General features: G+C 59.6%; 12 protein-coding genes. 3 read left to right on the top strand and 9 right to left on the bottom strand.

Features of this window, described 5'->3' with window-relative positions:
• The first annotated feature begins 34 nt into the window (after positions 1-34).
• Positions 35-2725, top strand: coding sequence for a bifunctional [glutamate--ammonia ligase]-adenylyl-L-tyrosine phosphorylase/[glutamate--ammonia-ligase] adenylyltransferase (glnE, locus tag WG78_RS02985; protein ID WP_053936303.1), 2691 nt, complete (start codon positions 35-37; stop codon positions 2723-2725).
• A 202-nt stretch (positions 2726-2927) separates the two neighbouring features.
• On the opposite strand, the gene WG78_RS02980 is transcribed toward glnE, so the two are convergent.
• The 5 genes from WG78_RS02980 to WG78_RS02960 form a co-directional block, all read right to left on the bottom strand.
• Positions 2928-3317 (bottom strand): hypothetical protein, encoded by a 390-nt coding sequence (locus WG78_RS02980; protein ID WP_053936302.1) that lies wholly within the window; start codon positions 3315-3317, stop codon positions 2928-2930.
• Positions 3318-3536: 219 nt separating this feature from the next.
• Positions 3537-5327 carry an aspartate--tRNA ligase gene (aspS, locus tag WG78_RS02975; protein ID WP_053936301.1) on the bottom strand — a complete coding sequence of 597 codons (1791 nt, stop codon included), beginning with the start codon at positions 5325-5327 and terminating at the stop codon, positions 3537-3539.
• Positions 5328-5396: 69 nt separating this feature from the next.
• Positions 5397-6077, bottom strand: coding sequence for a DUF502 domain-containing protein (locus WG78_RS02970; protein ID WP_201782348.1), 681 nt, complete (start codon positions 6075-6077; stop codon positions 5397-5399).
• A 74-nt stretch (positions 6078-6151) separates the two neighbouring features.
• The gene (locus WG78_RS02965) at positions 6152-6388 is read right to left on the bottom strand and encodes an FmdB family zinc ribbon protein (protein WP_053936300.1); all 237 of its coding nucleotides are present in this window, start codon (positions 6386-6388) and stop codon (positions 6152-6154) included.
• Positions 6389-6581: 193 nt separating this feature from the next.
• Positions 6582-7205, bottom strand: coding sequence for a CDP-alcohol phosphatidyltransferase family protein (locus WG78_RS02960; protein ID WP_201782347.1), 624 nt, complete (start codon positions 7203-7205; stop codon positions 6582-6584).
• Between the two features lie 391 nt (positions 7206-7596).
• On the opposite strand from WG78_RS02960, the gene WG78_RS02955 reads away from it, so the two are divergent.
• Entirely contained in the window at positions 7597-9210 is a 1614-nt protein-coding gene (locus tag WG78_RS02955; RefSeq protein ID WP_053936298.1) for a methyl-accepting chemotaxis protein, read from the top strand.
• Positions 9211-9289: 79 nt separating this feature from the next.
• On the opposite strand, the gene WG78_RS02950 is transcribed toward WG78_RS02955, so the two are convergent.
• Entirely contained in the window at positions 9290-10081 is a 792-nt protein-coding gene (locus tag WG78_RS02950) for an SDR family NAD(P)-dependent oxidoreductase (protein WP_053936297.1), read from the bottom strand.
• Between the two features lie 192 nt (positions 10082-10273).
• On the opposite strand from WG78_RS02950, the gene WG78_RS02945 reads away from it, so the two are divergent.
• Complete coding sequence (locus WG78_RS02945; protein WP_053936296.1) at positions 10274-10873, top strand: TetR/AcrR family transcriptional regulator; 600 nt, start codon at positions 10274-10276, stop codon at positions 10871-10873.
• Here WG78_RS02945 and WG78_RS02940 read toward each other — a convergent pair.
• The 3 genes from WG78_RS02940 to trhP all read right to left on the bottom strand — a co-directional run bounded on the left by WG78_RS02940 (position 10870) and on the right by trhP (position 14193).
• Positions 10870-11859, bottom strand: coding sequence for a Gfo/Idh/MocA family protein (locus WG78_RS02940; RefSeq protein ID WP_053936295.1), 990 nt, complete (start codon positions 11857-11859; stop codon positions 10870-10872). The genes WG78_RS02945 and WG78_RS02940 overlap by 4 nt on opposite strands.
• Positions 11860-11987: 128 nt before the next feature.
• Positions 11988-12704, bottom strand: coding sequence for a hypothetical protein (locus WG78_RS02935; RefSeq protein WP_053936294.1), 717 nt, complete (start codon positions 12702-12704; stop codon positions 11988-11990).
• 145 nt (positions 12705-12849) lie between these two features.
• Positions 12850-14193, bottom strand: a complete 1344-nt coding sequence (gene trhP / locus WG78_RS02930) for a prephenate-dependent tRNA uridine(34) hydroxylase TrhP (protein ID WP_053936640.1) — start codon at positions 14191-14193, stop codon at positions 12850-12852.
• Between the last annotated feature and the right edge of the window lie 561 nt (positions 14194-14754).

Here is a 14754-nt window from a genome sequence, read left to right as displayed (position 1 = left end):
CCGGATTCTACCCGCCCCCACCAAGAGTGTCAGGATGGACCCAGTGAATTACCCCACGCTTAACGCCGGCCTGCAACACAGCCGCTATCTGCAACGTGTGTTTACCCGCAACCCCGCGCTGGCCGAGCACACCGCCGCCTCGTTGGGACAGCCGTTTGCGCGCGCCGACATGGAATCCGCGCTGGAAGGCCTGGCGCGCGACGACGACAACGTGGCGCGTCAACGTCTGCGCGCGTTGCGCACCGCAGTGATGGCGCGGCTGATCTGCCGCGAACTGGCGGGTCTTAGCAATCTGGACGAAGCCGTCAGCACCGTCAGCGATCTGGCCGAAGTCACCGTGGCCGCCGCGCTGGCCAATGCGCAAGCGCAAACGGAATTACGCTACGGTCAGCCAATCGGCGAGGAAACCGGCACGCCGCAACAGCTGATTGTGGTGGGCATGGGCAAGCTGGGCGGGCGCGAACTGAATGTGTCGTCCGATATCGACCTGATCTTTGTCTACCCCGAAGACGGCGAAACCACTGGCCCACGGCAGATCAGCAATCATGAATACTTTGCCTATGTGGGCAAGGCGCTGATCCAGCTGATTGCCCAGCCCACCGATGATGGCTTTGTGTTTCGGGTGGATATGCGACTGCGGCCGTTTGGCGATGCGGGCCCGCTGGTGTCGAGCTTTGCCGCGCTGGAAAACTATTTGCTGACCCAAGGCCGCGAATGGGAACGCTATGCCTGGATTAAAGGCCGCGCCTTGACCGGCGATGCCGATGCGCTGATGCAACTGGTGACGCCGTTTGTTTATCGCAAATACCTGGATTACGGCGCTTACCGCTCGATGCGCGAACTGCACAGCCAGATCCGCCACGAAGTGCTGCGCAAAGACCGTTACGACAATATCAAGCTGGGGCCGGGCGGCATCCGCGAGGTTGAATTTATCGGCCAGGTATTCCAGCTGATCCGCGGCGGTCGCGACAAACCACTGCGCGAACGCCCTACCCGCACCATCCTCAATGAACTGGCGCGCCAGGGTTTGATTCCGGCCGACGCAGTGCGCGAATTGCTGGGTGCATATACCTTTTTGCGTAATGTCGAGCACCGTTTAATGTACATCGATGACGCCCAAACGCAGACGCTGCCCACCGGCGACGATGACAGCATGCGGCTGGCGCGCAGCATGGGTTTTGTGGCGTGGGACCAGTTCTATAACACACTGGCCTATTGGCGCAGCCTGGTCAGCCGTCACTTTGAACAAGTGTTTACCGCGCCGCAAAGCGAGGACGAAAACCATCCGCAAGCCGCGTTGTGGCAGCACGCGCAAGAAGGCGAAGGCATCGACCCGCGACTGGCGGAACTCGGCTACAAAGACCCGCCCGAAATTCGCCGCCGTCTGGCCGCGATGCAAAACAGCGGCCGTTATCAGCAAATGCCGGAACGCAGCCGCCAGCGCATGGACAGCATTCTGCCGCCACTGATTGAAGTGGCCGCCGGCTACCCCAATCCGGACGCAACGCTGAGCCGCATTCTGGATTTGCTGGAAGCCATCAGCCGCCGCGAATCCTACCTGGCCTTGTTGGCCGAACATCCGCAAACGCTCAAGCGCCTGGCCAGTCTGTATAGCGCCAGCGATTGGGTATCGAGCTATCTGACGCGCCATCCGATCTTGCTGGATGAATTACTTGATGTGCGTTTGTTGTACCAGGCGCCCGACTGGACCGAGCTGGGCCGGCAGTTACGCGCGCAGATGCAGGAACACGCCGACGACACCGAGGCGCGCATGGATTTGCTGCGCAATTTCCAGCACACGCAAGTGTTCCGCCTGGTGGCGCAAGACATCGCCGGGCATTTGCCGCTGGAGACACTGTCGGATCATTTGTCTGATCTGGCCGACTTGTGTCTGCAGGTGACGCTGGAGCAAACCTGGCGCGATCTGAATAAAAAGCACTGCGAAACGCCGTCATTTGCCGTAATCGGCTACGGCAAGCTGGGCGGCAAAGAACTCGGCTATGCGTCTGATCTGGATCTGGTATTCCTGTACCAGGACGAACATCCGGATGCCAGCGAAACCTACGGCCGATATGCCAAGCGCGTGGTGAACTGGCTGACTACGCTCACGCCGGCCGGCTTGCTGTACGACATCGACTTGCGGCTACGGCCCAATGGCGCGTCGGGCTTTCTGGTGTCCAGCATCGATGCGTTTATCCAGTATCAAAACGAAGCGGCCTGGATGTGGGAACACCAAGCGCTCAGCCGCGCGCGCTATGCCGCCGGTGATGCCGAAGTGGGCAAGGCATTTGAGCGCGTGCGCTGCGAAGTGCTGCGCCGCCCGCGCGACATCGTGGCCTTGCGCGCCGAAGTGCGTGATATGCGCCAACGTATGCGTGAAACGCATCCGGACAAACCCGACGACGTTAAACATCGCCGCGGCGGGATCGTTGATGTCGAATTTATCGTGCAGTTTCTGGTGCTGGGCTACGCGCATCAGTTTGTCGACCTGACCGCCAATCGCGGCAATATCGCGCTGCTGGGCACAGCGGCGGAACACGGGCTGATCGAACAATGGGCGGCCGAAGATGCGCGCGTCGGCTATCGCGAGCTACGCCGGCTGCAACACACCAGCCGCTTGAGCGGCACCACGCCGAGTGCGGAAACGCTGGAAGGATTGGGAACTTATATGGCGAGCATCCGCCATCTGTGGCAAACGCTGTTTGAGGACGACGCCGAAGCGTGACCCACCGTTCAAGGGTGATGATTCGCAGTGCGGCGGCTCAAGAGGCCACTTTGGGCGGTGGGTCTAGACCCACCCTATGGGAATGGCGCGGGCATAGGGTGGGTCATGACCCACCCTTCAAAGCGGGTGACTCGGAGTGCTGCGGCCCAAGATGCCACTTGGGGCAGTGGGTCCAGCCAAGGACGCCGAGCCCCATCACCAGTCAGACGGGAAACGTGCAGTACTCGATCGCTTCCTGGCCCATGGGGAGGTATGGCTCAAGCCACACCATCTCGGCTTTCACATGCGCGATCAGCGCGACCACGTGCCGCGGATCGGTGTTATTGGCAAACCACAACTCCTTGCGCCACACCTGATCGCCCATCACTGCCGTCTGCATCCCCGGTGTTAGCTCGTCTTGCGACTTGCCGGTACAGCCATAACCCACCGCAGCCAGCATCTCACCCACCTCTTCCACCGCATCGGCCACTTCGATCACAAAGGCTGACATACCTTGCGAGAGCTGCTGCAGGTTAACAAAGATGCGAGTATCCAGCACACAGCGACGTGCCAGTTCGGACAGGCAATGCGGACAGGAAAACGCGATGCGCATCAGAGAAGCATCGTGGGTGTCTGGCACTGGCAACCCCGGCTGGGGCTTGTGCCCGCAGCGGTACACCATGTTGACGCCAAGTCGATCCATGCTTCTCCGTTCCTGTTGTGCTTGTAGTTTGTTGACAAATACTACGACTAAACCATAAAAAAACGCCAAGAAAGCTTACGCGATCTTGGCGTTTTTGCAACAGGAATTAGTAATCTACAACACTAATTGTCAGGCAGTCGGAGCCGGATTACGCAGGCGGATGTGCAGTTCGCGCAGTTGCTTGTCATCCACGGCGTTCGGCGCGTTAGTCAGCAGACACTGTGCACGTTGCGTTTTCGGGAAGGCAATCACGTCGCGGATCGACTCAGCGCCAGCCATCAGCGTCACCAGACGATCCAGACCGAAGGCCAGACCACCATGCGGCGGCGCACCGTATTGCAGGTTATCCAGCAGGAAGCCGAACTTGTTCTGCGCTTCTTCCGCGCCGATGCCCAGCGCTTCAAACACAGTGGATTGCACGTCGGCACGGTGGATACGGATGGAGCCGCCGCCGATTTCCCAGCCGTTCAGCACCATATCGTAAGCACGCGCGCGGCACGCACCCGGCTGCTCTTTCAGCAGTGCCAGATGCTCGGCCTTCGGGCTGGTAAACGGATGGTGGCAGGCGTTCCAGCGTTTGCCATCGTCGTCGTATTCAAACATCGGGAAATCGACCACCCACAGCGGACGCCATTCGCGTACGAAGTAGCCGTCTTTCTCGCCCTTCTCCAGGCCAATTTTCAGACGCAGCGCGCCGATGGCTTCGTTCACCACTTTCTCGCGGTCCGCGCCAAAGAACACGATGTCGCCGTTTTGCGCACCGGTGCGTTCAACGATGGCTTGCAGCGCGGCGGGCGTCAGGTTCTTGACGATCGGCGATTGCAGGCCTTCTTCATTGAGTTTGGTGATGTCGTTGATCTTGATATAAGCCAGACCCTTGGCGCCATAAATAGCCACGAACTGGGTGTAGGCATCAATTTCGGAACGGCTGAACGTTGCGCCATTCGGTACGCGCAGGCCCACCACACGGCCGCCTTCCATGTTGGCCGCGCCGCTGAAAACCTTGAACGGCACGTCCTTCATCACATCGGTCAGCTCGGTAAACTTGAGCGAGATGCGCATGTCGGGCTTGTCCGAACCGTAGTAGAACATCGCGTCGTCGTACTTCATGCGCGGGAACTTGCCCAGATCCACACCGATGGCTTCCATAAACACATGGCGCGCCATGTCTTCGGTGATGTCCATGATTTCGTCTTCGTCCAGGAACGAAGTCTCGATATCGATCTGGGTGAATTCGGGCTGGCGATCAGCGCGCAAATCTTCGTCGCGGAAGCACTTGGTGATCTGATAGTAACGGTCAAAGCCGGCCACCATCAGCAGCTGTTTAAACAGCTGGGGCGATTGCGGCAGCGCAAAGAACATGCCGTCATGCACGCGGCTGGGCACCAGATAATCACGCGCGCCTTCCGGCGTCGAACGCGTCAGCATCGGCGTTTCGATATCGATAAAGCCACGGCTGTCGAGGAAGTTACGCACCAGCAGCGCCACCTTGTAGCGCAGACGCAGGTTCTTTTGCATGACCGGGCGGCGCAGATCAATCACACGGTTTTGCAGACGCACGTTTTCCGACAGGTTTTCATCGTCGATCTGGAACGGCGGCGTTGCCGCGCTGTTCAGCACCGTAATGGTCTTGGCCAGCAGTTCGATCTCGCCAGACACCATCTTGCTGTTGGCGGTGCCTTCCGGGCGCTCGCGCACAATGCCGGTGATTTCCAGCACGAACTCATTGCGGCTGGCATCAGCGGTGGCGAAGGCTTCGGGGGTATCGGGGTCAATGACCACTTGCAGCAGACCTTCGCGGTCGCGCAAGTCGATAAAGATCACACCACCGTGGTCGCGGCGACGATGCGCCCAACCTTTAACGGTTACGGACTGGCCGAGAAAACGCTTGTCAATCAAGCCACAGTAATCGGTACGCATAAATAAACCTGCTATTCGAGATTTTTGTAAAAGGCTTTCACAGAAGACGGTGTCTTACCTGGCACGCATTTACAGCGTATCGGGCAACACAATCTGTGGGGCGGGCACTGCGCGGTTGGCCGGCACCACCACCCCCATCGAAATGACATATTTGAGCGCTTCGTCCACGCTCATATCGAGTTCACGTATATCACTGCGCCGCGCCATGAACAGAAACCCCGACGTGGGGTTCGGCGTGGTCGGCACAAACACCGACACCAGTTCGGCATCGAGTTTTTCGGCGATCTCACCGCCGGGCACGCCGGTCATGAAACCCACCGCCCAAGTGCCCTGATGCGGAAACTGCACCAGCAGCGCCTGGCGAAACGCCTGGCCCGAATCGCTGAACACGGTATCGGACACTTGTTTGACGCTCGAATAAATCGAACGCACGATCGGAATGCGGTTAAGTACATGCTCGCCCAGGCGCAGCAAGCGCCGGCCCAGCACATTAGTGGCCACCATGCCGGTAAACAACACCACGAACACCGTCAGCACCACGCCAAAACCAGGGATATGGTGCGCGTCGTTCAAAAAAGGCGCGTACGGCGATACAAAACGCAACAACCAGTAATCAGGCCGCCACGGCGTGGGTACAAAAGCGCCCAGCTGATCCATGGTGCCAATGATCAACTGCAATACCCACAGCGTGATACCCAGCGGCACCCACACCAGCAAACCCGTTAACAGATATTTCTTCATACTCGCCATGTAACGGCTCTAACCTCGTGCCAGCTTTGGTGAATGGGTAATCAAGTGGCCACCACACGCGCAGCGCCAGCGGATCAGGCGTCTGCACTGCTGGTGGTCGACGGCGCAGCCACCGCAGTGCCGCCGCTTCCGCCTTTAAAATCAGTGGCATACCAACCGGTGCCCTTCAACTGAAAGCCAGCGGCCGTCACTTGTTTTTGATACGCATCGGCATGACACACCGGGCATTCGGTCAGCACCGGATCTGCCATCTTCTGCATATGGTCGTTCTGATGGCCACAGGCGGCGCAGCGATAAGCGTAAATAGGCATGGAGGTCTCCCACGAAAGGCAGTGATTATAACAGTGGGATGAGATGCTGTGCATTCGCAGCAAATTCAAGCGGATAGGCCAGGCGCACCAGCAAACCGGCCCGGCAAGGCCAGCCCGGCAACGCGATCAGACACCCGGCAATGACAAGAGGCGGACCGCAGCCCGCCTCCTGGAAATCTGCAACACGTTCGACTCAAGGCTTGGGAATATGCAACGTGCGGCTAATCATCAGCGAGCCCGACAAGGCAAACATCAACACCAGCGGGTGCAGAAAACCCGGGCCGATTTCGATGCTGCCCAACCACAGCAGCGGGCCGATTGCGCCTTGCCAGGCGGCAATCGCCATCACCAGCACCAGGATCAGCGACGTCGGGATCGGCGTGCCTTCGTAATATTTAACCTTGCCGCTCTCGCCTTTCAGCGATTCGGCGGTCACGTTATAGCGCGCCAGCCGGCTCACGCCGCACGCCACAAAATAACCCAGCGCGATGCGATCCCAGAAACCATCCATGCCCATGCCATAGGCGATGGCGGCCGGGGCCACACCAAACGAAATCACGTCGGCCAGCGAATCCAGTTCGCGGCCCAGTGCCGATTGCGCATGCCGGAAGCGCGCGACATGGCCGTCGGCAATATCGAACACCAGCGCCAGCGGCAGCAAGGCGCAGGCAATCAGCAAATGTACCGCCACGCCTTGTTGTAACCACGTCATCACCGAAAACACCGCGCCCACGCCACACAACGCGTTCGCCAACGTAATCCAGTCGGCCAGATGAAACGTGCGGATCATCGAGAAATGTTTGTATTGTTTTTCCAATGCCTTGCTCCTGAGTCGGGCCGTCGTAGTTTGCCCGCCGCGCTAAGGTTAAACCCAGGCTTGTCAGTCTGGCGAGCCTGCTTCACGATGCTTTGCGCCTGTAAGGTAAGGCAAGCGCCGGTCTTGCTGTATTGATTACATATGATGACAGAGGACTTGGCAGCGGGCGGACATCAACGTTTGGTGTCGGCCATGTACTGATATGTTGCATTTGCGTCGTCTGCGATCTGCCATTTGTGCGGTCGCAACCGGCGCTACAGTAGAACTGGCTTATATTGAAACACCGGCCGTTGCACTACAAAAATACATAAGGCCGGGCACGGATAAGCGAGACCACACTCGCACAAACGCGGCACACGCCGTAAGTAAATGGAACTCGAGGGAGCTTTGCATGAGTATCGGACAACGTCTGGTGGCGATGATCGTCGCCGCTATTGCCGCGCTGGCGGTCATCTCCGTGGTAGGCATCGTGCAGTTTCAGCGCGAAGCGGCCAGCCTGGATGATCTAATGAACAACAATGTTGACGGCATTGTCCTGGCAAGCGCGCTTAACAATGATTACAAGGTCGAGCAGATCGTGGTTGAACGATTACTGCTTGAACAAAACCCCGATGCGCGCACCGCCGGCATCAAACAAGTGGCGCAACTGCGCAAGCAGATTGATGACACGAGCAAGAAGTACACCGAGACTTTCCTCGATGCCACCGACAAAGCCAATTACGAGAATTTTTCCACCCAACTGGCCGCGCTGCATGGCCTGCTGGACAAGGTGATGAAAGCCACCGACCAGGGCGATATGGCCACGGCCGTGATGCTGGCCAATGGCCAGGGCGTGGATCTGGCCACCACCACCGAAAAAGCGCTGACCGCATTACGCGATTACAACGTGAAGATGGCCAAGGTCAGCCGGGACGATATGGTGCGACAGCAACAGCAATCGCGGCTGGTGTTTATCGGCATTGCATTGCTGGCCAGCCTGGCGCTGATCATCTTTGGTTCGATTACCGTCACCGCCATACGCAAGCCATTGAATGCCATGCAGAAAGTGGTCAGCGATGTGGGTCGCAATCTCGACTTTACCTTGCGTGCGCCGGTGGGCCGCAACGATGAAATCGGCGCCACGGTCAAATCGTTCAACCTGTTGCTGGAAAACCTGCAAAACAGCTTCCGTGGCGTCAGCGCGCAAATCCGCCAGGTGTCTGCCGCAGCCACCGATATGTCGCGCGCCGCCGCCGAGATGTCGCAAAACGCCGGCCACACCAGCGAAGCCGCCAGCAGCATGGCCGCGACAGTGGAAGAAGTGACCGTCAGCATCAATCACGTGTCTGACCGGGCCAACGAAGCCAATACCTTGTCGCGCGAATCGGGCAAGCTGGCGCAAACCGGCTCGCAAGTGATCGAATCGACGGTCAACAAGATCGAAGGCATCGCCGACACCGTGCGTTCGGCTGCGGGCCAGATCTCGGATCTGCAGAACATGAGCGCGCAGATCAACGCCGTAGTGAAGGTGATCAAGGAAATCGCCGATCAAACCAACCTGTTGGCGCTGAACGCCGCGATTGAAGCCGCACGCGCCGGTGAGCAAGGCCGCGGCTTTGCCGTCGTGGCCGATGAAGTGCGCAAACTGGCCGAACGCACCTCCTCGTCCACGCAGGAAATCTCCGCCACCGTGGGCTCGATTCAGGAAGGCGCGGTGCGCGCGGTCAACAGCATGCAGGCCGTGGTTAACCAGATGGAAGACGGCGTGAGCCAGGCACGTGGCGCGGGTGCGGCGATTGTTGATATCCGTCATGGTGCAACCGATATGGCCGACCGCGTGGACGACATCAGCACCGCCATCAGCGAGCAAAGCGCGGCCAGCAACAATATCGCGCAACTGGTGGAACGCATTGCGCAGATGTCGGAAGAAAACAGCGCCTCGGCGCGCACCACGGCCAGTTCAGCGCAGCAACTGCATATGCTGGCTGGCGAAATGCAACGCGAAGTGGAACGCTATCGCGTGTAACTCCGCTTCCGCATTGCAAGCGCCAACAAAAACACCGCCACGGGCCGGACCGGGCGGTGTTTTTTTATGCCTTAAGCGATCAAGGGGTATAGCGAGCGGCCGGCTTGTTACGCGACAGATTGGGCAGCAGCGCGTTGCGCGCATCCAGCAAGCGCTGCCAATCGCCCGCATCGGGCAGCGACGGAATCGTCACCAATTCTTTTTGATCAAAGCCCACCAGCGCGGCGTCGACCAGATCATCCACTTCCATCACGATTTCGGGCGGCAAGGCGTCCAGCGGCGTGGTGCCTTTGCTCCAGATTTCGGTGCGCGTGGCACCCGGCAGCACGGCCTGGATCTGCACGCCGGTGCCCTCCACTTCTTTCGCCAGCGCCTGGCTGAAATGCAGCAGGTACGCCTTGGTGCCGCCGTATACCGTGTTGCCCGGCTGCACCATCTGTGACATCACCGAGGCGATATTGATAATCGCACCGTGGCCACGGGCAAGCAGACCCGGCAGCACCGCGTGCGACAAGCGCGTAGGCGCGGTGATGTTCAGCGTGATTTCGGCTTCCAGCTTGTGCACATCGGCCGCTTTCAGCGGTTCCAGCGTGGCCGTACCTGCGTTGTTAACCAGCACGCTGATGGCCGGATCGGTGGCCAGAATCTGTTCCACCTTGGCGGTATCGGCGGGCTGGGTCAGATCCGCCACCACAATGCGCACATTCACGCCGGTTTCGGTGGCCAGTTGCCGCGCCAGCGCTTGCAGTTTGGCTTCGTTGCGCGCCACCAGAATCAGATCGTGGCCGCGATGCGCCAGTCGGTGGGCGTAAGTGGCGCCAATGCCTGTGGATGCGCCGGTGATCAGTGCTGTGCCTTGTTGGGTAGCCATGGGGTTGCTCCTTTTGCGATGCGTTTTGCGTTGGTTTAGCGTCTCGGGCCAATCAGGATGATGACCGTCATCTGACGAGCAAGTTAATGGCGACCCATCAGGATGTCAAACACAATCTACAATTTGACAGTGGCAAGCAGACGAGCGGATACTGCGGCGCATTGCCAGCCACATCCACGCAAAGGACACCTTATGGGCACATCACGCGCCGACAAAGCCGCCACGCACGAACGTATTGTGCAAACGGCCGCCGCCCGCTTTCGCGAAGTGGGCGTGGATGGCCTGAGCGTGGCGGATTTAATGCGGCAGGCCGGCCTTACCCACGGCGGCTTTTATAAACACTTTGCATCGCGTGAGGCGCTGGTGGACGAGGCGGTAACTTCCGCGCTGCGCAATGGTGGCGAGGCGCTGCGGCAAAAGCTGGCGGCGCGGCCGGACGTGACGATGGAAGATCTGGTCGCGGGCTATCTGAATGCGGAACACCGGGATGGCCCCGCCAGCGGTTGCGCGGTGACGGCGCTGGCGGCGGATGTGGGCCGTTGCGGCGCGCCCACGCGAGCGGCGTATGCAGCGCAAGTGGAAGCCAATCTGAATACGTTGCAAGCGCTGTTGCCGCCCGAGTTGTCACCCGAGCAACGCCGTGCGCGCGGCATGCTGATTCAGAGCGCGCTAGTGGGCGCGTTGGCCATGGCGCGCGCCATGGGCGGTGAGCACGCGCTGTCCGATGAGTTCATCGCCACCGTGCGCCAGCAGCTCAGCGCGCTGGCCCACGCCGCGCCACCCCAGCCCTAAGCGAAATCAATCCACGTGCACGGCTGCGCCAGCGTGCCCGTCAGAATCTGCATATCGCGCCACGCTTGTTCAAAGTCACTGCGCGGCGCGCGCTGGATGCGGATGGCGTGAGCAAAGGCGCGGAATTCCGCCATATATCCGTCGTCATCGTCACGTTCCCAGCGCGTTTGGCCGCTCGGGTCTTGCAGCACCAGCGTGCGGCCGTCATAGGTGGCTGCGCCGTTTTCCGCCAGCACGGTCAATTGCCATTGCTGATGCGTGTGCGAAGAAAAATACAGGTTGATTTGCGCCGTCGCGCCGGCCGCGCTTTGCAGTGTCAGCGCGCCGCCATCGTAGCGGCCCAGTTGCGGATTGGTTTGCGTCGGGCTCAGCGTGGCGCGCACGACATCGCCCAGCAGATCGCGCGCCACGGCCACGTAATGCACGCCCGCGTCCAGCAACAAGCCGCCGGGGAATTCCTGGCCGGAACGCCAACCGCTCACCAGATAGCGATTATCCGGCTGCATCGACATTAGCGCGTTCCAGTTCAGCGCATACACCGCACCCGCACGGCCGCTGGCCAGCCACGCCTGGATGCGGCTAAACGCGCTGGCATAGCGGAAGTTTTCCGCCACCATGCACACGTATTGCGGATATTGCGCCGCCAGCGCCAGCATCTCAGCGGCCTGGTCGGCATCGGGTGCCAGCGGTTTTTCCACGAGGATATGCTTGCCCGCCGCCAGCGCCATGCGGGTGGCGCCAAGGTTGTCCGTAGCGGGCAGCACGATATCCACCGCGTCGATATCCGGCCGTGCCAGCAAATCGGCGATATCGGTATACCAGTCAACGCCGCCAGCCATCGCGGCAAAGTGTTGCGCCTTTTGCGCGGTGCGATTGCACACTGCTACCAGCTCGATATCCGCGGTGCAATGTTGCAAGGCGGGCCAATGCAGCTCGCGCGCAGCCACGCCACAGCCGATCAACCCCAGTCGTACGGGACGGTTCATTGCATACCCCTTTTTTGTTTTTGGCACCGCGCAAGGCTACGCGCTGATCCCGATACGGGGCCAGCGCGCAGAGGTGTTGATACGGGCAAAGGTGCGATAGACGACAACACCGGCAAAGCCGGCCGAGGTTACAGCCCCAGATGGGGCGCCAGCTTGGCGTGCGCCTTGTCCAGCCACGGCGGGATATAAAACGGCGCGTCATCGATGGCGATGGCTTCCAGTTCAGTAAACAACTCGCCTGGCCCTTGCGGATCGCGCGTGGCGTGGCGTTCGATATGCGACACCTTCCACAGCGTTTGCGCCACCTGGTCCGGCTTGTTCCACAGATCGTCAAAATGCTTCAGGCCGCTTTGCAACACAAAATAAGCATCGCGCGTGTCGTAGGTGGTTTTGTCGTGAAACTTCTGCGGACAAATGCACAGCAGCAAATACGGCAAGTAATGCACCGGCAGCCCGGCGTAATCAAACAGCCCGCGTTGTTGCGCATCGATAATCGCGCGCTGGAAATCACCCCACGCCAGCTTGCGCCCCGAAATCGAAAACGCCTTCAGATAAATAGGGTACAGGTTAGCCAGCAAATGTTCGCGCACGCGGCGGCCGTTTTGCGGGTCTTTGGCTGAGGGGGGCAGATCCAGAAAATGTCGGCGTGCGCTTTCAATCGAACTGCATTGGCTGCCGGATTTATGCGCAAAGTGCGTCACCGTATGCGGCGGATGCGCGACGCGCAGCACCAGCTCATCGCCACAGACTTCGCATTGCGCGCTGGCGTTGTTGCCATAAGTCAGGCGAAACCATTCTGCATTCTGGATACCGGCGCCGTGCGGGTCGCGGGCTCTGTTTGTCATGATGTGTCTCCGAGGGGCCCAGACACAAAGTGTAAAGCGCCCGCGCGATGCAGTCACCGCCGCGGGCAAGGCTGTGGCGCGGGCTGTAACGCGCGGCCATAAAAAACCCGGCGCAGGGCCGGGTTCGGGGTGATACCAGGGTTGTTTACATCAGACGTGCAATCAGGGCCTTCTCAAAGCGCGCATCCAGCGGAATCGACACCTTGACGCCATTGCCTGCCGCCACTTTCACCGGCTCGCCTTCTTTGCCGCGCATCGAGGTTAGATCGATGATCTGGTTGCCGCTGGGATGGATGATTTCCAGTTGGTCGCCCACTTCAAAGTGGTTTTTGACTTCGATATCGGCCCAGCCGTCGCGAATGCTGGCCACTTCGCCCACAAACTGGCTGCGCTTGGATTCGGAATGGCCCTTGATGTAGTTCTGCGTTTCCTGGCTTTGATGGCGTTGCAAAAAGCCATCGGTATAGCCGCGGTTAGCCAGACCATCCAGATCGGCCAGCAGCGCCGGATTAAACGGCCGGCCCGCCACTGCATCATCGATTGCCTGGCGATACACCTGCGCGGTACGCGCGACGTAATACATCGACTTGGTGCGGCCTTCCACCTTGAGCGAATCCACACCAATCTGCGCCAAGCGCTCCACGTGCTGCACGGCGCGCAAATCTTTGGAGTTCATGATGTAGGTGCCGTGTTCATCTTCCATGATCGGCATCATTTCGCCGGGGCGGTTGCCCTCTTCAATCAGATAAACCTTGTCGGCTTCCGGATGGCGCGGCACGTCGCCACAGGCCGAGAACGCCTGGTTGGCTTCTTCCAGCGCCTTGTTGAAATCAAACTTGATGACTTGCACGTCGCCGGCGTCGTCATCTTTGGTTTCATGCACCTTGTAATCCCAGCGGCAGGCGTTGGTACAGGTGCCCTGGTTGGGATCACGGTGGTTAAAGTAGCCCGACAGCAAACAGCGGCCCGAATAGGCAATGCACAGCGCGCCGTGCACAAACACTTCGATTTCCATATCCGGGCATTGCTGGCGGATTTCTTCAACTTCATCCAGCGACAGTTCGCGCGACAGGATGATGCGGGTCAGGCCCAGCTTCTGCCAGAACTTGACGCCCATGTAGTTCACCGTATTGGCCTGCACCGACAGATGCACCGGCACTTCGGGCCATTTCTCACGCACCATCATGATCAGGCCGGGGTCGGCCATGATCAGTGCATCCGGCTTCATTTCGATAACCGGTTCCATATCCGACAGATAGGTTTTGATCTTGGCGTTGTGCGGCAGGATGTTGGACGCCACAAACAGCTTCTTGCCGCGGGCGTGCGCTTCTTCGATGCCTTGTTGCAGTTGTTCCAGCTTGAATTCGTTGTTGCGCGCACGCAGGCTGTAACGCGGCTGGCCAGCGTAAACGGCGTCAGCGCCGTAGTCATAGGCGGCGCGCATCTTGTCCAGCGTGCCGGCGGGGAGCAATAGCTCAGGGGCTTTCAGGGTCATGGCGGTATCCAGCAAAAGCAAAGCCCCGCTCGGTGGCGCTGCGGGGCGAAGGTGTAATGGCCGCGATTATATCCGCTTTTACGCTGCCCGTGTTTTAGGCAGTGTCTAAAACCCTTATGCAAACAAGGCTTTACCCCGGCTATCCACAAGCCTCACACAGACTTGTTGCAACAAGCAGGTGGATAAACGGGGATAACCACCGCGACTTTCCGACCGCCGCTTGGCGACCCGCGTGGACAGACGCCATCCGCCTAAAAAACAGGCAGCGCAAAAAAACCCAGGCGGGCCGGTGACTTAGCTGGCTTGTCCACAGCCTCTACACACCCCGACCCTGCGCCAGTGTGAGAAAGCCGCGAGCCATGCCCAAAATTTAGGCAACGCCAATTAAACCCGTCGCATCAGGCAGTTAGCGGGCGTATCCACAGGCGGCACACACCCTTGTGCGGTTGCCAGCGTGGATAAACGTGGGTTTTCCCCACACCGGCGGTGGCGCCGGCGCTTATGCGGCCGTTTTATCCCCATTTGCGACCGATAACGCCCGATCCGGGCCCATCG

Origin of the sequence: Amantichitinum ursilacus (genome assembly GCF_001294205.1) — a bacterium.
Lineage (GTDB): Bacteria > Pseudomonadota > Gammaproteobacteria > Burkholderiales > Chitinibacteraceae > Amantichitinum > Amantichitinum ursilacus.
This window is presented reverse-complemented; position numbering and strand designations above follow the sequence as displayed.